Source organism: Peptoniphilus senegalensis JC140 (assembly GCF_000321025.1).
In the GTDB taxonomy this organism is placed as follows: Bacteria; Bacillota; Clostridia; order Tissierellales; family Peptoniphilaceae; genus Peptoniphilus_A; species Peptoniphilus_A senegalensis.
On the sequence record NZ_HE610718.1, the window covers coordinates 683,989 to 706,599 of the forward strand.

Consider the following 22,611-nt stretch of genomic DNA (forward strand, 5'->3'; position numbering starts at 1 on the left):
TTATTATGATAGATTCACATGTCCACTTAGATGATGAAGCTTTTGATGAGGATAGGATAGAGGTCATCGAGTCTTTAAGTGAAAATGGGATAGAACTTGTTATAAATAATTCTTCAGATCTTCCTTCATCAGAAAGATCTGTGGAACTTGCAAATAAAAACGAAAATATTTATGCGGCAATAGGAGTGCATCCACATGGAGCAAGCACTTATAATGATGAGGTCGAGAAGAAGCTTATTGAGCTTTCAGAGAACAAAAAAGTTGTAGCAATAGGAGAAATTGGTCTTGACTATTATTATGATTTTTCGCCAAGAGATGTTCAAAAGAAAGTTTTTAAAAGACAAATTGAGCTTGCGGCAAAGTTAAATAAAAATATTGTAATTCACTCTCGTGAAGCGGCTAAGGATACCTTTGATATTCTAAAAGAAGCTCACGAAAAATATGATTTTACAGCTTTAATTCACTGTTTTTCTCAATCCGTTGACATGATGAGAGAATATTTAAAGATGGGCGACTATATTGCTATTGGTGGAGCAGTTACTTTTAAAAATGCAAAGACTCCAAAGGAAGTGGCAAAAGCAGTAGACCTTGATAGACTTCTATTAGAGACTGACTGTCCTTATATGACTCCAGTGCCACATAGGGGAAAGAGAAATGAGCCTAAGTTTGTTAAATTCACTTGCCAATACATTGCAGATTTGAGACAAATGGAAGCAAGGGAAATTGAAAGAATTACAGGAGAAAATACAAAGAGGTTTTTTGGAATATGAAAATGACAATTAAAGAAGTAATTGTCGCAGAGGGTCGTGACGATGAGATTGCCATTAAAAAGGCAGTAGACGCAGAGATTATTACAACTCATGGCTTTGCCTTTGGCAGAAAATTAATAAATATTTTAAAAGAGATGGACAAGAAAAGGGGCATAATAATCTTCACAGACTCAGACTACATGGGCTCTCAAATTAGAAAGAGGATTGCCGAAGAAATTCCAAGTGCAAAACACGCCTACCTTTCTCAAAGTGTGTCAACAAAACATGGAGACATTGGAGTAGAAAATGCCTCTCCTGAAGAGATTTTAAAGGCACTAAAGGCGGCTCGAGCTACAAAAACTGACGCGTCAAGTGAATATACAATGAATGATTTAATTGAAAATAGACTTATTAATTCTGATGACGCAAGTAGAAGGCGAGAGGAACTCTCTGAGATTTTAAAAATAGGATATGGAAATGGAAAAAAGACTCTTCACAAGTTAAATTCCTTTGGAATAACAAGAAAAGAATTTGAAGATGCAATGAAGGAAGTGAATTCCCATAGATAGATTATATAAACCAAGCAAGCTTTCAGAAATCCTTACAAAATATGGATTTAGATTTACAAAATCTTTAGGTCAAAATTTTTTAATAGACGGAAATATAGTGAGAAAAATTGCAGATTCAGCTGAAATAACTGAAGATGACAATGTACTTGAAATTGGTCCTGGAGTTGGAACTTTGACAGAGGAGTTAGCTTTAAGAGCAAAAAAAGTCCTAGCCGTTGAGATTGACGAAAAGTTAAGGGACCTTCATAAGGAAACACTAGACATAGAAAATGTAAAAGTTGTTTATGGAGATTTTTTGGACTTAGATTTAAAAAAGTTTACTCAAGAAGAATTTGGCGATGAAGCATTCAAAGTTGTTGCAAATTTACCTTATTATGTTACAACACCAATTATTGAAAAATTAATTTTAGCTAATGTCAATTTAATTTCTATAACAGTAATGGTACAAAAGGAAGTTGCAAAGAGACTTGCGGCTGAGCCTGGCAACAAAGATTACGGCTCACTATCTGTTTTTATTAATTATTACACAGATTGTAAATACAAGTTTCAAGTGCCGAGTTCGGTATTTATGCCAAAGCCAAATGTTGATTCGGCAGTTGTAAACTTGAAGATGATAAAAAGAGAAGAAGTTGACACAGACTTTTTATTTAAAGTTGTGCGGGCAGCTTTTACAACTAGGAGAAAGACAATTTTAAATTCTCTTTCTAATTCAAAATTAAATTACACTAAAGATGATATAAAAAGAGCCCTTGAGCTAAGTGGAATTGATGAGAGAAGAAGGGCTGAAACTCTAAATCTGGAAGAATTTATATTATTGAGCTTAAATTTTAAAAGTGTGGGGTGATAAAAAAATGAAAGAAAAATATATAGATGAAATCTCAAAAGAGATTGAAAAAGACATTTTTAATTTTAACAAGGAAGAAGACTTAATAGATATAATTTCACAAATATTTAAGTCCCTATCTGATCCAACTAGGATAAAAATTATCTATGCCCTTATGAATGGACCTCTATGCGTGTCTGATATTGCAATATTACTTGGCATGAGTCAGTCTTCAATATCACATCAACTTGCACTTTTGAGAAGTCAGAGTTTAATCAAGGTAAAGAGAAAAGGAAGAAGAGCCTACTACTCACTAGATGATGAGCACGTACTTTGTATATTTAAAGATGGGCTAGAACACGCAAAGCATAGGTTATAGTTAAAATTCAAGTATATTTATTTACAGAAGAAATTTAAAGAATTGATTCACTTATACTATTGGAGTATAATATAATAAGTAATGAGGAGGAATAAAATGAGTAAAGTAACAGTATATACAAGTAACACTTGCCCTTATTGCACAATGGCAAAGGATTATTTAAAAGAAAGAGAAGTTGACTTCGAAGAAAAGAACGTACAAACTGACAAAGAAGCAAGAAACGAATTAATGGCAATGGGATACACTGGAGTACCAGTAATCTGTGTTGATGATGAACAAATCGTTGGCTTCGACAAAAATAGATTAGACGAATTATTAAAATAATTTTTAAAAATAAAAAGAAAAATAGATGCTATGGGGGCATCTATTTTTTTTGAGAGTGAAGATGAATTTAGTATCAGTATTTTTAGTTGGAGTTGGACTTTCTATGGATGCCTTTGCAGCTGCAATATGTAAAGGACTAGCTGTTAGAAAAAATTTTTTAGAAAAATCCTTTGTTATCGCACTATTTTTTGGAGTTTTTCAAGCGCTAATGCCCTTTATAGGCTATCTATTGGGTTCGATTTTTGCAGAAAAACTACAAGCAGTAGATCACTGGATAGCTTTTGTCCTCTTATCAATTATTGGGGTTAATATGATAAGAGAATCAATAGATAAGACTTGTACAATTGAAGAAGACAAACTTAATTTAAAAAATTTACTCATGTTTGCTATTGCGACTTCTATAGATGCTCTTGCAGTTGGAGTATCTTTTGCCTTCTTAAAGATAAAAATATCCCTCGCTGTTTTTGTCATTGGCATAACAACTTTTGTTATTTCTTTTTTTGGCGTACGAATAGGTAAGGTATTTGGAGTAACTTTAAAGGACAAGGCAGAAATAACAGGCGGCTTAATACTTATTTTGCTAGGTATAAAAATTTTAGTAGAGCACCTTGGATTACTTTCAATTTAATTTAAAATTTGATTTAACTCCCTTATCAATAAAGATAGGGGAGTTTTTTGTTAGATAGGTTTATCAAAATTTTTAAGGATGAGTTATAAAAAAAATTAAAGGATAAATATTAAAATTTTCATTTAGTCAAAGATTTTTCTTTAAAAGGCATTTTTTCTAAAAAAATATAGTATAATTAAATCTTTTTTTAACAAATGTAATTAATATTAAAAAATTTATAAAAATTGTTTATTTTGAGAAAATAAATAAAAAGGCTTTCCTTTATTTTACTCATATTTTCATGTATAATTAATTTGCAAAAGATTTAGATTAATTAATCATACATAGAGATTTTAATTGAATTAAATTTAGGTCTTTGCTATAATAATCTTAAAAGCTGGAATGGATTCCGTAATATGAAAAACACATTGGGAGGTGTGATGATGTTAGGAGATGTTACTCTTACCATGGGAGAGGCCTTTGGTGTAGCATTGACAGGACTTAGTGTAGTTTTCTTGGCCCTTATTTCTCTACTAATAGCAATTTTAATAATTAGTAAAATAGTTGGAGGTATTCAAGGTAAGACTGACGATGAAAAGCCTAGTCAAAGTGCAGCGCCTGCTAAGGCAGCACCAAAGAAAGTAGCTGATAATTCAATGGACCCTGCTCTTTTAGCAGCAATCGTTGGAGCTATTAGTATGCAAGAAAGATCAAGAGTTGAAAGTTTTAGAATTGTTTCTATAAACGAAAAAAAATAAAGTATTTTAAATTATTCTATTATTTATGAAAAGGAGAAATTAATGAAATATCAAGTTAAAGTAGATGGAAAAGTTTTTGAAGTAGAAGTTGAAAAAGTTGGAGGAGGATATTCATCTCTTACTCCAACATCATTAACTGCAGCACCACAAGCTCCAGTAGCACCAGTTCAAGCTGCACCAGTTGCAGCACCAGCAGCACCAGCTCCAGCAGCAGCACCTGCAGCTCCAGCACCTGCAGCAGGCGGATCAGGAGATGTAGTAGCACCAATGCCAGGAACTGTTCTTAGACTTAATGTTAATAATGGAGACACTGTAGCATCTGGAGATGTAATTCTTATTCTTGAAGCTATGAAGATGGAAAATGAAATTGTAGCTCCATGTGCAGGTAAAGTAACACTTAAAGTAACAGCTGGAGAAACAGTAGATACTGACGCATTACTAGCAAGTGTTGAATAATAGGAGGTCGAAATATGTTAATTGAAACATTACAGGGGATTCTTGGTGAATCGGGATTTGCATCATTACAATGGCAAAATGTGGTAATGTTTATCGTATCTTTTATTCTTCTATATCTTGCGATTAAAAAAGAATTTGAACCATTATTACTACTTCCAATTGCATTTGGAATGCTTTTAAGAAATTTGCCACTAGCAGGTTTAATGGATGTGGCAGACCCATGGCAATCATCAGGTGTACTTGCCATAATGTACAATGGTGTTAAGTCAAACTTATTCCCTTGCCTAATTTTTATGGGCGTAGGAGCAATGACTGACTTTGGACCACTTATCGCTAATCCTATTTCACTATTATTGGGCTCAGCAGCACAATTTGGTATCTATGTTGCTTTCATCGTAGCTATTAAACTTGGTTTTACTGGACCAGAAGCAGCATCAATTGGTATTATAGGTGGAGCAGATGGACCTACAGCTATATTTACAACATCACAACTTGCACCACACTTATTAGCACCTATAGCAGTAGCAGCTTATTCATATATGGCACTTATTCCAATGATTCAACCGCCAATTATGAAGGCACTTACTACTGAAAAAGAAAGAACAACAGTAATGACATCACTAAGAAAAGTAACTAAACTAGAAAAAATAATTTTCCCAGTTGTAGTTGTACTTTTCACATCACTACTTCTTCCAGACGTAGCACCTCTTCTTGGTATGCTTATGCTTGGTAATCTATTTAAAGAATCAGGAGTAGTAGCTAGATTATCTGACACTGTACAAAATGCTCTAATGAACATTGTTACTATTATGTTAGGAACAACAGTAGGGGCAACTGCTGACGGAACAACTTTCCTTCAACCAGCAACTCTTAAAATTATTGTTCTTGGACTTATGGCATTTTGCTTTGCAACAGCAGGCGGTGTTATTTTTGGAAAAATCTTATATATTGTAACAGGTGGAAAAATTAATCCACTTATTGGTTCAGCTGGTGTATCAGCAGTTCCAATGGCAGCACGTGTATCACAAGTTGAAGGTAGAAAATATAATCCTACTAACTTCTTATTAATGCACGCAATGGGACCTAACGTTGCGGGAGTTATTGGCTCAGCCGTAGCAGCAGGTGTATTCTTAATATTATTTAGTCATTAATTAATTCAGCTCCATAGTGAGCTGAATATTTATGCAATCAAGTTATATTTTACAAAGGAGGTTTTAACTTGAGTAAAGTAATGAAACTTAAAGACGCCATAGCAAAATATGTAGAAGATGGCGATGTAATTTCACTAGGGGGATTTACAACTAACAGAAAACCTTACGCAGCAGTAAATGAAATTTTGCGTCAAGGTCAAAAAGATTTTATCGTTGAAGCAGGACCTGCAGGGGGAGATTGGGACACACTAATTGGAGCTGGCAGAGTTAAGGCATACATAAATTGCTACACTGCTAACTCAGGATATACAAATGTTTCAAGAAGATTTAGAGCAGCAGTTGAAAAGGGAGAACTTCTTATGGAAGACTACTCTCAAGACGTTGAAATGCAAAGAATTCACGCAGCTGCACTTGGACTTCCATACCTACCATGTAGATTAATGATGGGTTCAGGTCTAGTTGATGAATGGGGCATCTCTAAAGAAGAAAGGGAAAAAATTGATAAACTTCCAAATGATAAGTTTATATATGTAGAAAACCCATTCAAAAAAGGAGAAAAACTTGTTGCAGCTCCAGTTCCTGAAATTGACACTGCAATAATCCACGTACAAATGGCTTCTCCAGACGGAACTACAAGAATTCTTGGTAACACATTCCACGATGTTGATATCGCTATTGCAGCTAAAAAAGTTATCGTAACTTGCGAAGAACTTGTAAGCAACGAATACATTAAAAACTTTGATGCAGCTGATAACAAAATTCCTGGATTCTGTGTTGATGCAGTAGTTCACGCACCATTTGGAGCTCACCCTTCACAATGTTATGACTATTATGATTACGATGCTGATTTCTACAAGATGTACAATGTTGAATCAAAGACTGAAGAAAACTTCAACGCATTCTTAGATGAATGGGTATATGGAGTTGAAGATCATGAAGCATACCTAAATAAACTTGGAGCTACAAGACTTATCGGACTTAGAAATGTTCCAGGATTTGGTTACGCTACAGACGTACTAATGAAGGGAGAAGATAAATAATGACTAGATACGATAATTATACAAACAAGGAAATGCAAGCAGTTACAATTGCTAGACAAATTAAAGATGGTCAAATAGCAATTGTAGGAACAGGGCTTCCTCTAATTGGTGCTTCTCTTGCTAAAGCAGTTTATGCTCCTAATTGTTATCTAATCGTAGAATCAGGACTTATGGACTGTGACCCAATTGAAGTTCCAAGATCAGTTGGTGACAATAGATTTATGGCACACTGCGGAGTTCACTGGACAAATGCAACTTATGTTGGTTTCCAAGCTAATGAATGGAGACATGACAAGAAGAGAATGATCGCATTTATCGGTGGAGCTCAAATTGACCCATACGGAAATGTTAACTCTACAGTAATCGGCGACTACCACCACCCTAAGACAAGATTTACAGGTTCAGGTGGAGCTAATGGTATTGCAACTTATGTAAATACTATTATTATGATGCAACACGAAAAGAGAAGATTTATAGATAAAGTTGACTATATTACTTCTCCAGGTTGGATTGATGGTCCTGGCGGAAGAACTAGAGTAGGTATTCCTGAAAATGTTGGACCACAAATGGTTGTAACTGATAAAGGTATATTAAAGTTTGATGAAGATACTAAGAGAATGTATCTTGCTGGATATTATCCATCTTCTTCTCCTGAAGATGTTCTTGAAAACACAGGATTTGATATTGATGTATCTCGTGCAGTTGAACTTGAAGCACCAGACGAAGATGTTATTAAATTAATAAGAGAAGAAATAGACCCAGGCGAAGCTTTCATTAAGAGACCTGTAGAAGAATAAGAGGAGGACACATGACTCAATATTCACTTGCTTCATATTTCCAAAATATGAAGACAATTGGAAGCCCATTAAAAGCAGTTGATGAAGAAAACTTCAATCAATTGAGAGAAATTGAAGAAGAAATAAGAGTTTTTGCAGAAAAGGCTCTTGCTGCTGGTAAACCAGATGAAAAAGTAAATGAACGTGGAGAAATGACAGCTCTTCAAAGAATTGCTGAACTTATCGACGAAGGTACTTGGTGCCCACTAAACACAATTTACAACCCTGGCGATAATGACCATGGTACAACTGGTGTTGTTAAAGGACTTGCAAAAGTTGATGATAGATGGGTTTACATCGTTGCATCAGATAACAAGAAACTTGCAGGTGCATGGATTGCTGGACAAGCTGATGACTTACTAAGAGCATCAGATACAGCTGAAAGACTTAGAATTCCATTAGTTTATATATTAAACTGTTCAGGTGTAAAACTTGACGAACAAGAAAAAGTTTATCCAAATAGACGTGGAGGCGGTACTCCATTCTATAGAAACTCAAGACTTAACCAATGTGGAGTTCCTGTAATAGTTGGTATTTATGGTACTAACCCAGCTGGTGGTGGATACCACTCAATTTCGCCTACAATTATAGTTGCACATAAAGATTCAAACATGGCTGTTGGTGGAGCTGGAATCCTTGGCGGTATGAATCCAAAGGGATATATCGACGAAGAAGGAGCTAACCAAATCGCAGACCAAACTGCAAATGCTAAGAAGACAACTCCTCCAGGATCAGTTGGAGTTCACTTTGCACAAACTGGTTTCATGAGAGAAGTTTACGTTGAAGAAGAAGGAGTGCTTGAAGGAATTAGAAAATATCTTTCAATGCTTCCAAAATTCCAAAGAGAATTCTTCAGAGTAGACGAACCAAAGAACCCACTTTACGACCCTAACGATATGTACTCAATTATTCCACTAAATGGTAAAAAAGCTTACGATGTATATGATGTAATCGCAAGACTTTTTGACGGTTCAGAATTTATGGAATACAAAAAAGGTTACGGCAGAGAAATGGTAACTGGACTTGCAAAAGTTAATGGACTTCTTGTTGGTGTTGTAGCTAACGTTCAAGGTCTACTAATGGGTTACCCAGAATACTACAATGACCCTAAACACATCTCAATTGGTGGAAAACTTTATAGACAAGGTCTAATAAAGATGAATGAGTTTGTAACACTTTGTGCTAGAGACAGACTTCCTATCGTATGGCTACAAGATACAACAGGTATCGATGTAGGTGACGATGCTGAAAAGGCTGAATTACTAGGACTTGGTCAATCACTTATTTACTCAATTCAAAAATCTGACCTTCCTCAAATGGAAATCACAATGAGAAAGGGTACTGCAGCTGCTCACTATGTACTTGGCGGACCACAAGGAAATGATACTAACGCATTTTCACTTGGCTCAGCAGCTACAGAAATCAATGTAATGAATGGAGAAACTGCTGCTACTGCAATGTACTCAAGAAGACTTGCAAAAGATAAGAAAGCAGGAAAAGATCTTCAACCAACAATTGACAAGATGAACGATTTGATTCAAGACTATGCAGAAAAGTCAAAACCATTCTCTTGTGCTAAATTTGGTTTAGTAGATGAAATAGTAAACATGAACCTATGGAGAAATTATATTATTGCCTTTACTGAAAGTGCATACCAAGATCCAGATTCAATTTGTCCAGTTCATCAAATGCTTACTCCAAGAATTATAAGAGATTACGACAGAATAAATAATATTAAATAATTTATATAATGATGACAATTTATTGGATAATCTGAAAAAGGATTATCCAATATTTTTGTATGTCATTGATTAACTTACGATAAGTAAATAATACAATAAAAAACTAATAAATAGTAAAGCTTAAAAGCTCTGCAAGCCTTGTAAATTCTAGTTTCTAGCTTGGCTTATTTTGACAAAGATACATAAGTATAGTAGAATTAAGAAGAGTAAGATATTAATGTTAAAATAAAGAGGAGATTGTATGGCAGAAGCTATTTATACAATGGGAGTTGACATTGGTTCGACTGCTTCAAAAAGTATTATTTTAAAAGATGGTAAGGAAATTATTTCAACTTCTGTTATTGATGTTGGAGCTGGAACAAGTGGCCCATCAAGAACAATTAGTGAGACTCTCAAAAATGCTAACATGAAAAAGGAAGACATTTCCTATGTAATGGCTACAGGTTACGGTAGGACAGCTCTTGAAGAAGCTGACTTCCAAATGTCTGAACTTTCTTGTCACGCAAAGGGTGCTTACTTCTTATTTCCAAATGTTCGCACAATCATTGATATTGGTGGACAAGACGCCAAGGCTCTAAAAATTGGAGACAATGGTATGCTTGAAAACTTTATTATGAATGACAAATGTGCTGCTGGTACTGGAAGATTTTTAGATGTAATCGCTAAAGTTCTTGAAGTTGATGTTTCTAAGCTTGAAGAGTTAGATAAATTATCTACAAAAGATGTAAGTATTTCTTCTACTTGTACAGTTTTTGCTGAGTCAGAAGTTATTTCACAACTTGCAAGTGGAGCGAAGATTGAAGATATAGTTAAGGGGATTCACGACTCAATTGCTGCAAGGGTAGGTTCTCTTGCGAAGAGAGTTGGATTAAATGATGACGTAGTGTTTACAGGTGGTGTTGCTCTTAATAAAGGTATGGTAAGAGCTCTTGAAGAAAACACGGGACATAAAATACACACTTCGCCACTATGTCAACTAAATGGTGCTCTTGGAGCGGCGCTATTTGGATATCAAAAATGTAAATTGCAAAAATTAAAAGATAAAAAAGCTAATGCATAATTTATTTTAGGAGGTAAACTATGGCTGAAATTCAAAAAATACCTGGTAAAAAACCAAGACCAATCGAAGGAAATATTCCTGCTGCTCAAGCTCTTAGAAATGTAGTAGATAGAGTTTATGGTGCAGCATGGGATGCAAAAAAAAGAGGAGAATTAGTTGGATGGTCATCATCTAAATTCCCTATTGAACTTGCAAAGGCATTTGGACTACACGCAGTATATCCAGAAAACCACGCAGCTACTACTGCAGCTAAAAAAGACGGTTTAAGACTTTGCCAAACTGCAGAAGATATGGGATACGATAACGATATTTGTGGTTACGCAAGAATTTCTCTTGCTTACGCAGCTGGAGAACCAACTGACTCAAGAAAGATGCCACAACCAGACTTCGTTCTTTGTTGTAACAACATCTGTAACATGATGACTAAATGGTACGAAAACATTGCAAGAATGCACAATATTCCAATGATTATGATTGACATTCCTTTCCAAAATACTGTTGATGTACCAGAAGAAAAAGTAGATTATTTAATGGGACAATTCGAATATGCTATTCACCAACTTGAAAAACTAACTGGTAAGAAATTTGATGAAAAGAAATTCGAAGAAGCTTGTAAAATTGCTAATAGAACAGCTGCTGCATGGCTTAAAGCTTGTTCTTACATGGCTTATGAACCATCTCCACTTTCTGGATTTGACCTATTCAACCACATGGCAGACATCGTTGCTGCAAGATGTGAAATTGATGCAGCTGAAGGCTTTGAACTTCTAGCAGCTGAATATGAACAATCTGTTAAAGAAGGAACTTCTACTTGGGAATACCCAGAAGAACACAGAATTCTATTTGAAGGAATTCCTTGCTGGCCAGGACTTAGACATTTGTTTGAACCACTAAAACAAAATGGCGTTAACGTAACTGCAGTTGTATATGCACCAGCATTTGGTTTCCAATATACAACGGTTAGAGAAATGGCTGCAGCTTACTGTAAAGCACCTTGTTCAGTATGTATCGAAGACGGTGTTGAATGGAGAGAAACAATGGCTAAAGAAAATGGTGTTTCTGGAGCACTTGTTAACTACAATAGATCATGTAAACCATGGTCAGGAGCAATGCCTGAAATCGAAAGAAGATGGAGAGAAGACCTTGACATTCCAGTAGTTCACTTTGACGGTGACCAAGCTGATGAAAGAAACTTCTCACAAGAACAATACAAGACTAGAGTTCAAGGTTTAGTAGAAATTATGAATGAAAGAAAAGCAGATAGAATCGCTAAGGGCGAAGAAATCTACACTAATTTCGAAAACACTAAAGAAACTGACTGGTCTAAGACTACAATTTAATAGAGGTGCAAAATGACTGATATAAAAGAATTATTAAAAGAATTTAAACATATAGCAGAAAACGGAAGAGAACAAATTGACAAATACCTTGCTGAAGGTAAAAAAGTTGTCGGAGTATTCCCTTACTACGCACCTGAAGAAATTATTTATGCTGGTGGACTTGTTCCTTACGGAGTTTGGGGCGGACAAGGACCTATTGACAAGGCAAAAGAATATTTCCCAACATTCTACTATTCATTAGCATTAAGATGTTTGGAAATGGGTCTTGATGGTTCTCTTGACGGACTTAGTGCATCAATGGTAACCACTCTTGATGATACTCTAAGACCATTCTCTCAAAACTATAAAGTTTCTGTTGGTAGAAAAATTCCAATGGTATTTTTAAACCACGCTCAACATAGAAAAGAAGACTTTGGTAAAACTTACAATGCTAAAATCTTTAAACAAGCAGCTGAAAGATTAGAAGAAGTATGTGACGTTAAAATTACTGATGAAAACTTAAAGAAAGCTTTCGAAGTATATAACGAAAATAGAGCTTTAAAGAGAGAATTCATCAAATTAGTTGGAGATTATTCAAAGACTATTAAAGCATCTGACAGATGTAATGTATTAAAAGCTTCTTACCACATGCTTAAAGATGAACACAACAAGATGCTTAAAGAATTAATCGAAGCATTAAAGGCAATGCCAAAAGAAGAATGCACAGGACCAAGAGTTGTAACTTCTGGTATCATAACTGACAACCCAGCACTTCTTGAAGTTCTTGACAACTTTAACATTTGCGTAGTCGCAGATGATGTTGCAAGTGAATCAAGAGGACTTAAAGTTGATGTAGATACTTCAATAGAAGATCCATACATGGCTCTAGCTGATCAATTTGCAAGAATGGACGAAGATCCAATTCTTTACGACCCAGATATTTGGAAGAGACCAAAATATGTTGTTGACTTAGCACTTGATAACGATGCAGACGGATGTCTAGTATTCATGATGACATTTAATGATACAGAAGAAATGGAATATCCATCATTAAAGAATGCTTATGAAAAAGCTGGCATTCCACTAATTAAGATGGGTTATGACCAACAAATGACTGACTTCGGTCAAGTTAAAACTCAACTTGAAACATTTAGCGAAATGGTTCAACTTAATAGAATGTAATAAATTTTATAGAATAAAATTTTAAGGCGCCTGATAATCGGCGCCTTTTTTAGATCTATAATATCCTTTGGAGGTTATAGTAGCTTATAGATATTATAGATCCAAAGTAATTATGTAAAATAAAAAGACTGTTGCATTAGGGGCAACAGCCTTTTGTAAATTTCTTATTAGTCTCTTTTAACTAGGACATTTTCTTCAAATGCTCTGTCATCTAATTTTTCCATTCCAGCTGGAACTTCTACTTCCATTATGTTATTTTTTCTGAAAGCATACATGTCAATTTCCTTAATATTTTCAGGTAATTTAACTTCAGTAAGTTTGTTTTTGTAGAAAGCACTTACTCCAATAAATTCAACTGTTTCAGGAATTTCAATTTCTCCAATTGCATTTAGAGAAAAGGCATTGTCGCCAATGAATTCTAATTTTTCAGGCATTTTAACATCAGTTAATTTGTTTCTGTAAAATGCGTAAGCATCTATTTTTTTAACTGAATCTGGAATTTCTACTTCAGTTAAGTTATTAACACCAAAAGCTTCGTACCCAATTTCTTCAACAGTTTCAGGAATTACAACAGAATTAAGTTTTCTTCTGAAGAAGCATTGTTCTCCAATAACTCTAATTTTAGTTCCGTCAGGTCCTTCGCTAGGCACTACCATATCAAATAATTCTTCATTTTTGATTTTGTCTTTGCCCTTTCTTGTCATTCCTTTTAGCACATCGCCATTAAATATAAAATCGTCAAACTCCCAAGGTTTTTCCATAATATGTACGTCCTCCCCTACATAAATTTTTTCTTAATTACATTATAACATAGTGGTTGAGATTAATAAAGGAAGGTTGTAAAACAGACAAAGGATGAACATTTTTTATAAATAAAAAGAACTTATTTACTAAAAGTTTGAATAAAGTAAATTATGTTACGAAATATAAATAATAATCTCTTTACTTGGGTAATAATATAATACAAAAAGATTTAAAACAAGATGAAGTAAAAAGTATTTAAAATTTTTATTTATTTAAGAGGAAAAGCTAGTCCTTATTTGACCTTATTGAAATTTCTCGTTATAATCTAGTAAAGCAAAATGTTGTTGAAGAATACTATTGGAATGGTATTAAGAGGAGGAAAAAATGGAAAATAGAAACTTTTTTGAAGATATGATGAAGATGCAGAAAAATATTTTTGAAAATCAAAAAGAAGCATATAGCAAATTTATGGAATCTTTTAAGTTTGGAGATTTTAAACCTTTTGGTGCAAATATGTTTGTTAATAATTTCAAAAATCCAATGGAATTTTTCAAGGATTATAGAGAAATTAACGACAAATTTGAAAATAATTTTAAAGATTTCTTTGCCCAAGTACCAGGTTATAAAGATTCTTTGGAATGCTACAATAAGAATATGGAATTTTTAAATAAACTTTACCTTGCTTATGGCGATTTTTATAAGGACTTAGATCTTGTTTCAGCTCAAAACAAATTAATTGAGTTATTTGAACTTTATAGCGATGAATTAGTTGAAATGTCTAAAAAGTATTTCTACAAACTAATTCCAGATAGCTATTACAGAATTCTTGAAAACTTTAATTTAGAAAAATTTATAAAACCTGCTATTGAAAATTCAAAGAAATCAATTGAATTTTATGAAAATGCAATAAAAAACAGACCTGAACTATTGGTTGATGATGTAAAGGAATTTTATCAAGGAATTTTGGATAAAATCTTTGAAATGCCAACTGTTGGTGTTAGTCCAGAGGAAAAAGAAAAATCTAAGAAAGAATTAGAAAATTATCTTGAACTTGAACTTAAACTATTAGATTTTAATTTATTCCTTGAAAAGAAAAATCAAGAAGCAGCCATAAAAGCACAAAAAGCATATATAGAAGGGCTTGAAACAGAAGCATCACTTGAAGACTTCGCAGACTTCTTCAAATTCTATATGAGCAATTTTGAAAAAGCCTATAAAGAACTTGTAAATTCTAATGAATACAAAGAAAAAGCACAAGAAGTTTTAGACATTGTGGAAAAAAATAAAGAATCTTACATGGAAAAAGTCGCAGAAAGATTAAAAGATTTTCCAATTGCAACTGCTAGCGATGCAGAAAAATTCATGGGCGAAGTTGAAGGACTTACTAAGGGACTTGACGATGAAAAGAAAGCTCAGTCAAGCCTAGAAAGAAAAGTTACAAGAATAAAGAATGAATCTGAAAAAGAAATCAAGGCACTTAAAGAAGAAGTTGCAAAATTAAAAGAAGAAAAAGCAAAAGTTGAAGTTGATGCAGCTCTTAAAAAAGAAATTGAAGAAATGAAGAAAGAACTTGCTGCTTTAAAGGCACAAGTTAAGGCAAAATAAAACATAAGAATCTTCTCCTAAAAAGGTCTGTGGGTTTTCCTGCAGACTTTTTTTATGTCTTAAAATATTTTTGTCAAGAAATAAATTGTAAGAATAAAAATTCAAAAAGCCCAATAATTTATTGAAAAACGACAAATAATTATTGTAAAACATAAAACGCTGTGTTATACTCGTGACAAAGGAGGATATTATGAAATCTTTACGAGTAAAATTTATTGGAGCACTTTTGCTTATAGCCATAATAATTTTAGCAGGAGCATTTTATGGACTTATCAAGATGTCTAGTTTTATGGCAAAAATTTATCCAATGTTTATGAATATGAAGTATCCCATGTTATTTTTGTGCGAAGGAATAATTTTTTCCTTAATTCTTGCAATTTTATTTGGAATTTTTGCACTGAAAAAATATGGGGAAGACAAAATTTTTGAGAGATCTATGTTATTTGACCTTCAAGTCATTGCCCTCTCCTTTATAGGAATTTTTTTCTTGGCAATTCTTTCTATAATTTACACAAATTTTAACTTAGATGGCTCAATTACCAACCTAATTTTTATAGGAGGGGCAATTGTTGCAATGCTAATTGCACAAATTTTTCTTCTTTTGTGCGACTTGATAAAAGAAGGAATTATACTGAAAGAGGAAAATGAACTGACGATTTGAGGTGTTTTATGGGAAAAATAATTGTTGATTTAGACGTGGAACTTGCAAAAAATAAAATGTCTCTTACAGAGTTGTCTGATCAAGTTGGCATAACTATTGCCAATCTATCTATTTTAAAGACAAATAAGGCAAAGGCAATAAGATTTTCCACACTTTCAGAAATTTGCAGAGTTTTAAATTGTGATGTTGGAGATATTTTAAGGTACCAAGGAGATAAAGATGAGTGATAAAAAATTTAAAAGAATTTTAATTATTATGTCTATAATTTTTCTGACAGCTATTCCTCTTTTATTTTTACTTTCAGACAATAGGGACCAGTCAGTAAAGGAAGTAGAAAATGAATTTGGAATAAGCTTTCCTAAAAGCGTGAAGAGAGTAAGAGAGCTTTATAAAGAGCCAGACTTTCACGGAGACGGAGAGGCTGCAATTTTATTTTCTGTAGATAAAAGTGAGATTAAAGATATAAAAAATGAACTTAAAGATTATAAAGTTCAAAATGATGAAAATATAATTTCTCAAATTTCTACTTGTTTCAATGCAGTTAAGAAGAGAGGCTTTGACACATCTATTGATTTGAATAATGAAATTTACTTCAAAGCAACTTCTGATAATGTTTTTGAAAATATGTATGGGAATTTTGTCGCCATAATAATAGACGAAGAAAAGGGAGAAATATTATTTTTAGAGTGGGACACTTAAGAGATGAGCCTTAAAGTTTTCGCAAAAATTAAAAGTAAATAAATTAAAAATATGACGTGGTGGATTTGTCCAAGACGTCATATTTTTTGCAAAAATTTTGAAGAGTTTTATAAATTAAATTTTTCTAAATTGCAACAATAAGTTAACCACTTTTAATTAAAAAAGGGCAAAAAAAATTGCCGAGCATATCTCGGCGTGTAAAAGGAAATTAATTAAAAAAGTGTATTAAATAATCTGTTATAAGTTTAGCATAATAAATTCATAAGTACAATAAAAAATAAAAAAATTTCACGAAAAAATAAGAATTTTTAAAAAATCACAAAAAAAAATGAAAAAAACCACCAAAAGACTGATGAAAAACTAAAAAAAGGCAAAAAATTTATAAAAAAATAAAAAAATTCATAAAAAATAGAAAAAAATGGAAAAATTTCCGTAAAAAATTACAAATTCACAAAAAATTTAAAAAAATTTACTAGATTTACACTTTAATTTAATTTAAAAGTCAAAGATGATACAATAGAGAAAGAGAGAATACAAACGAATGAGGAAATAAATGTCAAGACTAATAGATTTCGATCTTTATCCAATAAAGCTGACACTGAAAAAACTTTTACAGGATAAGACCACTAAAAAAAATATAATATGGGCGACAAATACCTTCGAACACTTTGGCAGAGAATTTGACGACAAAAGCGAAATCACAGAGATAATTTTCCAAAGCGGCTTTCGACTTATGACAAGAGTCCTAAAGAGCCAAGAGGCACAGCTTGACAGGACGAGAAAAAAGGCTGAGGTCTTCACTCCAGGCTGGATAGTAAATGAAATGAATAACTATCTGGACCAAGAGTGGTTCCAAAAAAAAGATATCTTCAACATAGAAAAGGGCGAGACCTGGGAGCCGGTGATCGAAAAAATAAAATTCCCAGAAGGCAAAAATTGGAAGAAATATGTTGACTCAAGACGGCTAGAGATAACTTGTGGCGAGGCGCCATATTTAGTTTCAAGATACGATGTTTCCACTGGAGAAAAAATTGAAATAATAAATCGAATTGGAATACTAGATAGGAAACTGAGAATCGTAAATGAAAATACATGTAGGAAGGATGAATGGATAGAGTGGGCGACAAAGGCAATAGAGAGCACCTATGGCTTTGAATATCAGGGGGACAATCTCTTAATTGCCAGAGTTAACATTTTAATGACTTTTGTAGAATATTTTGAAGACAGGTGGAAGGAAGAAGTAGACAAAAAAACCTTGCTTCATCTTGCCAATATTATTTCTTGGAATATTTGGCAAATGGACGGACTGACGGACATGGTTCCCTTTGGGGCAGCCAAGGAAGACATAAGGCAGATGAACTTTTTTGACCTCTTAAGTGGAGGACTGGAAGAAGAGGATGGAGAAGAAACAACTTATTGTAGGATAAAAGATTGGAGAGGGAATAAATCTTATTTATTTATAGATTATAAGGAGAAAGAAATGAAAAAATTTGATTTTGTAATTGGCAATCCACCTTATCAAGAAGATAATGACAAGAGAAATAGAAGTGATGCTCTATATAATATCTTTATGGATAATTCATTTAAAATAGCTGAAAGGAATTTATTAATAACTCCAGCTAGATTTTTATTTAATGTTGGATCTACACCGAGAGTATGGAATGAAAAAATGTTAAATGACCCTCATTTTAAAATTTTAAAATTTATTCAAGATAGTGAAAGAATATTTCCTGGAACTGACATTAAAGGTGGTGTAGCAATATCTTATAGAGACATTAATAAGAATTTTGGATGCATTGATACTTTTACTCCTTTTGATGAACTAAGATCAATTTTGAAAAAGGTTGAAACGAAAGAAGGAAAGAAAAATCTTGGAATAGGAGATTTAATGTATGTTCAAAATAAACTAAATCTAAATTATATTGAAGATAATTATAAAGACTTATTAAAAAGATTAGGAAGTAATGGAAAAGAACGAAGATTAGTGTCCTCGATATTTGATACATTAGAAGAAATTTTTCACGATAAAATTGAAAGTGATAAAAAGTCAAAAGATTATATACAAATCGTTGGTCGCCAGAACAACGAGAGAGTTAATAAATGGGTTTTAAAGGACTTTATAGAAGATAACGGGAACCTCCACGTATACAAGGTCATTCTGCCAGCTGCGAATGGCTCAGGTGCCATAGGTGAGGTTTTAAGCACACCCCTAATCGGGGAACCCCTAATCGGGCATACTCAAACCTTTATAAGCATCGGGAATTTTGAAACTTATGCGGAAGCAGAGGCTTGTTTCAAGTATATTAAAAGTAAATTCGCAAGAGCGATGCTAGGAATAAAAAAGGTTACACAAAATAATAAAACTAAAGAAACCTGGTCAAAAGTGCCAATGCAAGACTTTACTAATAAGTCTGACATTGACTGGTCTAAGTCTATTCCAGAAATTGATCAACAATTATACAAGAAATATGGATTGAGCCAAGAAGAAATTGATTTTATTGAAAAAAATGTTAAGGAGATGGAATAGGTATGATTAATATTAAAACTACTAGAGAAGTTATTCCACAATGTTACGCCTACACTACTCCTTGCATTTCCTACCACGAGGGCTGGACTAAAATTGGCTTTACTGAAAGAGATGTGGAGACGAGAATTAGGGAGCAAACTCAAACTGCTGGCATTAAGTACGATTTGAAGTGGCACAAGAATGCCCTCTATGAGGGGAGTTATGAGACTTTTACGGACAAGGACTTCCACGGTTATTTAAATAAGCTTGGCGTAAAGAGAAAGACTGGTACTGAATGGTTCGAGATTGATCCCAATCTTGCCAAAAATTATTTTAATGATTTTAGGGAGAACAAGGGTGTCCTTGAGTCCAATGAGGACCCAATACCCTATGCACTGCGCAGGGAACAAGATGATGCTGTAGAAAAGACAATTGAATATTTTAAAAATAATTTGCATGGGGAATTTTTGTGGAATGCCAAGCCAAGGTTTGGCAAGACTATTTCCGCCTATGACTTGTGCATGAAGATGGGGTTAAAAAATATTTTGATTGTCACTAATAGACCTGCCATTGCCAATTCTTGGTACGAAGATTACCTCAAGTTTGTGGGGGCAAATTCTGGTTATTATTTTGTCAGCCATGTTGCTGCCCTTGATGGCAAAAAGCATGTTATTTCAAGAGAAGATTTTGTTGGTCTTGATATTGATAAGGTTAAAGGGACTATTGAGTTTGTAAGTCTTCAAGATATCAAGGGATCCAAGTACTTTGGTGGCGATCCAAGTCTTGATAAGTTAAAGGAACTTAGCAACAGACGAGATGAAAATGGCAATAGGATAGGAATTCTTTGGGATATTTTAATTATTGATGAGGCCCACGAGGGTGTTGATACTTATAAGACTGATATTGCCTTTGATAATATTGACAGAAATTATACTCTACATCTTTCTGGCACGCCTTTTAAGGCTCTTGCCAATGACAAGTTCCCTCAAGATGCTATTTACAACTGGACCTATGCTGATGAGCAAAGGGCAAAGAGGGATTGGGACACTGCCAGTGAAGAAGAAAATCCTTATTATCCTTTGCCAAAGTTAAATCTTTTTACTTACCAGATGTCAGAAATTGTTAGGGATAATATAAAAGAGGGCATAGAAATTGATGGCGAGTGGGAAAATTATGCCTTTGATTTAAATGAATTTTTTAAAACTCGCGAAAATGGCAAGTTTTATTATGAAGATGATGTTGATAAGTTTTTAGATGCCTTGACTTCTATGGAGAAGTTCCCCTTCTCTACGCCAGAACTTAGGAAGGAATTAAATCATACTTTTTGGCTCATGGATAGGGTTGACTCTGCCAAGGCTATGGGGAAAAAGCTTAGAGAAAATCCTGTCTTTAGCGATTATGAAATTGTAATTGCTGCTGGAGATGGAAAGCTTGATGACGATGAAGAGGTTGAAAAGTCCTATGACAAGGTTGTAAAAGCTATAAGGGAAAATGACAAGACTATTACTCTTTCTGTTGGTCAGCTTACTACTGGCATCACAATCCCAGAGTGGACTGGTGTTTTAATGCTTAGCAATGTGAAGAGTCCATCTCTATACATGCAGGCTGCCTTTAGGTCCCAAAATCCATGCCTTTTTGTGGAAGATGGAAAGACTCTCAGAAAGGAAAATGCCTATGTATTTGACTTTGACCCAGCGAGAACTTTAGCTATTTTCGAAGAGTTTGCCAATGATCTTTCTTCTGAAACTTCAAGGGGCAGAGGTGATTCTGATAGGAGAAAATCACAAGTTAAGGAACTCTTGAACTTCTTCCCAGTTTATGGTGAAGATGAAGATGGGGAGATGATTCCTCTTGATGCTGAAAAAGTTTTAATTACTCCACGAAGGATTTATGCCAAGGAAGTTGTAAACTGTGGATTTATGTCAAACTTCTTATTTAAAAACATCTCAAATATTTTTGGCGCTCCAGAGGCAGTTAAAAATATTATCGACAAGATGGACAAGGGTCGCGACTTTAAACCTGTTAGCATCGACGAAAATACTGCCAGTGATTTAGACCTTGATGAAAATGGAGAGGTAAATATTCCTGATGAAAAAATTATTGGCAGGTCAAGGGAAATTTTTGGCAAGAAGATTTTTGATGATGTAAAAGAAACTATTGGCGATGTTAAATTTGGTCCTGTTCATGAAGGGTCTTTGTCTTTTAAAGACGAGAAGAAGGATATCGAAATCTTAAAGAAGACTTTTGCTGAGCCAAGAAATAGTATTTTAATAGACGCTGTAAAGGCTGATTATGGAAATGAAATCAAAAAGTCCACTGTGAGAAGCATTGAAAACAAGTTAAATGATTCTACTGAAAAGATAATCCAAAAGGAATACAGCAATTGGAAAATTGAGGACAACTTAATTAATTCAGAAAAAGATGAAAAAATTAAAGAGGCTAAAAGTTCTGCTGAAGTTACAAAAATAAATGAAGAGTATGAAAAAAAGATTGAATTAAATAATGAAAAAATGTTAGATGAAATTAAAAAGAAAATGGCAGATGCAGACTTGTTAAGTGGCTCTACTGAAACTATTACTCGTGAAGTGGAAACTGAAAAGAAGAGAGAGGAAAAGAAGGGCAAGGAAGACGAGATTAGGGATAATCTTAGAGGATTTGCCAGAACAATTCCATCTTTTCTCATGGCTTATGGTTCTAGTGAAACTAATCTTATGAATTTTGATAAAATAATTCCCGATGATGTTTTTAAAGAAGTTACAAGTATTTCTCTCCATGAATTTAGGTTTTTGCGTGACGGTGGAAAATATTTTAACGAGGCAAGTGGTAAGGAAGAAGATTTTGAGGGCAAGCTATTTGATGAAATTGTTTTTGATGACGCTGTTAAAGAGTTTTTGAACAAGAAGAGAGAGCTTGCAAATTATTTTGACGAGAATAATAAAAAAGATATCTTCGACTACATTCCACCTCAAAAAACTAATCAAATTTTTACTCCAAAGAAAATTGTAATTGAAATGGTGGATTATTTGGAAAAGGAAAATCCTGGCTGCTTTGACGATCCAGACAAGACTTTTATAGATTTATACATGAAGTCAGGTCTTTATATTACTGAAATAGTGAAGAGGCTTTATAGAAGTGAAAGGATGAAGGAAATTTATCCAAAAGCTAGTGATAGGCTTAATCATATTTTTGCAAAGCAAGTCTATGGTCTTGCGCCTACAGAAATTATTTATAGGATAGCGACAAATTATATTTTGGGATTTAATGATGACCTTAAAATAGAAAAGCACAATTTGAAAAAATTAGATTCTCTAAAATATGCTAAAGAGAGAAATTTGGAAAAGAAATTGGACGAAATATTTGAATAAGTTTTAGAACTGTCAGTTAATTCTGACAGTTTTTTT

22 protein-coding genes are annotated in these 22,611 nt (G+C 33.7%); 21 read left to right on the forward strand and 1 reads right to left on the reverse strand.

The window, feature by feature from the left end:
- Window positions 1-5: 5 nt before the first annotated feature.
- The 15 genes from PTSHG_RS07720 (at window position 6) to PTSHG_RS07790 (ending at window position 12,995) form a co-directional block, all read left to right on the forward strand.
- Window positions 6-770: a TatD family hydrolase gene (locus tag PTSHG_RS07720; protein WP_019108322.1), complete on the forward strand. Its 765-nt coding sequence runs from the start codon at window positions 6-8 to the stop codon at window positions 768-770.
- On the forward strand, window positions 767-1,318 hold the full coding sequence (gene rnmV / locus PTSHG_RS07725; protein ID WP_019108323.1) for a ribonuclease M5: 552 nt from the start codon (window positions 767-769) through the stop codon (window positions 1,316-1,318). The genes PTSHG_RS07720 and rnmV overlap by 4 nt, the downstream gene beginning before the upstream one ends.
- A complete protein-coding gene (gene rsmA / locus PTSHG_RS07730; protein ID WP_026088872.1) occupies window positions 1,311-2,162 on the forward strand; it encodes a 16S rRNA (adenine(1518)-N(6)/adenine(1519)-N(6))-dimethyltransferase RsmA in 852 nt (283 codons plus the stop codon). The genes rnmV and rsmA overlap by 8 nt, the downstream gene beginning before the upstream one ends.
- 7 nt (window positions 2,163-2,169) lie before the next feature.
- On the forward strand, window positions 2,170-2,520 hold the full coding sequence (locus PTSHG_RS07735; RefSeq protein WP_019108325.1) for an ArsR/SmtB family transcription factor: 351 nt from the start codon (window positions 2,170-2,172) through the stop codon (window positions 2,518-2,520).
- 96 nt (window positions 2,521-2,616) lie between these two features.
- Window positions 2,617-2,844, forward strand: coding sequence for a glutaredoxin family protein (locus PTSHG_RS07740; protein WP_019108326.1), 228 nt, complete (start codon window positions 2,617-2,619; stop codon window positions 2,842-2,844).
- A gap of 61 nt (window positions 2,845-2,905) precedes the next feature.
- Entirely contained in the window at window positions 2,906-3,472 is a 567-nt protein-coding gene (locus PTSHG_RS07745; protein WP_019108327.1) for a manganese efflux pump MntP, read from the forward strand.
- 419 nt (window positions 3,473-3,891) lie between these two features.
- Window positions 3,892-4,209, forward strand: coding sequence for an OadG family transporter subunit (locus PTSHG_RS07750; protein WP_238318752.1), 318 nt, complete (start codon window positions 3,892-3,894; stop codon window positions 4,207-4,209).
- Between the two features lie 42 nt (window positions 4,210-4,251).
- On the forward strand, window positions 4,252-4,665 hold the full coding sequence (locus PTSHG_RS07755; RefSeq protein WP_019108329.1) for a biotin/lipoyl-containing protein: 414 nt from the start codon (window positions 4,252-4,254) through the stop codon (window positions 4,663-4,665).
- Between the two features lie 14 nt (window positions 4,666-4,679).
- A complete protein-coding gene (locus PTSHG_RS07760) occupies window positions 4,680-5,816 on the forward strand; it encodes a sodium ion-translocating decarboxylase subunit beta (protein ID WP_019108330.1) in 1,137 nt (378 codons plus the stop codon).
- A 68-nt stretch (window positions 5,817-5,884) separates the two neighbouring features.
- Complete coding sequence (gctA, locus tag PTSHG_RS07765; RefSeq protein WP_019108331.1) at window positions 5,885-6,856, forward strand: glutaconate CoA-transferase subunit A; 972 nt, start codon at window positions 5,885-5,887, stop codon at window positions 6,854-6,856.
- Window positions 6,856-7,653: a glutaconate CoA-transferase subunit B gene (gene gctB, locus PTSHG_RS07770; RefSeq protein ID WP_019108332.1), complete on the forward strand. Its 798-nt coding sequence runs from the start codon at window positions 6,856-6,858 to the stop codon at window positions 7,651-7,653. The genes gctA and gctB overlap by 1 nt, the downstream gene beginning before the upstream one ends.
- Window positions 7,654-7,664: 11 nt before the next feature.
- Window positions 7,665-9,434: an acyl-CoA carboxylase subunit beta gene (locus PTSHG_RS07775; protein WP_019108333.1), complete on the forward strand. Its 1,770-nt coding sequence runs from the start codon at window positions 7,665-7,667 to the stop codon at window positions 9,432-9,434.
- Window positions 9,435-9,675: 241 nt separating this feature from the next.
- A complete protein-coding gene (locus tag PTSHG_RS07780) occupies window positions 9,676-10,494 on the forward strand; it encodes an acyl-CoA dehydratase activase (protein WP_019108334.1) in 819 nt (272 codons plus the stop codon).
- 20 nt (window positions 10,495-10,514) lie between these two features.
- On the forward strand, window positions 10,515-11,834 hold the full coding sequence (locus PTSHG_RS07785; protein ID WP_019108335.1) for a 2-hydroxyacyl-CoA dehydratase subunit D: 1,320 nt from the start codon (window positions 10,515-10,517) through the stop codon (window positions 11,832-11,834).
- 12 nt (window positions 11,835-11,846) lie between these two features.
- Entirely contained in the window at window positions 11,847-12,995 is a 1,149-nt protein-coding gene (locus tag PTSHG_RS07790; protein WP_019108336.1) for a 2-hydroxyacyl-CoA dehydratase subunit D, read from the forward strand.
- A gap of 167 nt (window positions 12,996-13,162) precedes the next feature.
- Here PTSHG_RS07790 and PTSHG_RS07795 read toward each other — a convergent pair whose 3' ends face one another.
- Entirely contained in the window at window positions 13,163-13,756 is a 594-nt protein-coding gene (locus tag PTSHG_RS07795; protein WP_019108337.1) for a leucine-rich repeat domain-containing protein, read from the reverse strand.
- 367 nt (window positions 13,757-14,123) lie between these two features.
- Between PTSHG_RS07795 and PTSHG_RS07800 the strand changes: the two genes are divergently transcribed.
- From PTSHG_RS07800 to PTSHG_RS07825, 6 genes are all read left to right on the forward strand, one after another.
- A complete protein-coding gene (locus PTSHG_RS07800) occupies window positions 14,124-15,344 on the forward strand; it encodes a poly(R)-hydroxyalkanoic acid synthase subunit PhaE (protein ID WP_019108338.1) in 1,221 nt (406 codons plus the stop codon).
- Between the two features lie 190 nt (window positions 15,345-15,534).
- A complete protein-coding gene (locus tag PTSHG_RS07805; RefSeq protein ID WP_019108339.1) occupies window positions 15,535-16,005 on the forward strand; it encodes a DUF2975 domain-containing protein in 471 nt (156 codons plus the stop codon).
- Between the two features lie 8 nt (window positions 16,006-16,013).
- Entirely contained in the window at window positions 16,014-16,232 is a 219-nt protein-coding gene (locus tag PTSHG_RS07810) for a helix-turn-helix domain-containing protein (RefSeq protein WP_019108340.1), read from the forward strand.
- Entirely contained in the window at window positions 16,225-16,704 is a 480-nt protein-coding gene (locus PTSHG_RS07815; RefSeq protein ID WP_019108341.1) for a hypothetical protein, read from the forward strand. Before PTSHG_RS07810 ends, PTSHG_RS07815 begins: the two co-directional genes overlap by 8 nt.
- 553 nt (window positions 16,705-17,257) lie before the next feature.
- Complete coding sequence (locus tag PTSHG_RS07820; protein WP_019108342.1) at window positions 17,258-19,231, forward strand: Eco57I restriction-modification methylase domain-containing protein; 1,974 nt, start codon at window positions 17,258-17,260, stop codon at window positions 19,229-19,231.
- Between the two features lie 2 nt (window positions 19,232-19,233).
- Window positions 19,234-22,575 carry a DEAD/DEAH box helicase family protein gene (locus PTSHG_RS07825; RefSeq protein ID WP_019108343.1) on the forward strand — a complete coding sequence of 1,114 codons (3,342 nt, stop codon included), beginning with the start codon at window positions 19,234-19,236 and terminating at the stop codon, window positions 22,573-22,575.
- Window positions 22,576-22,611: the final 36 nt, after the last annotated feature.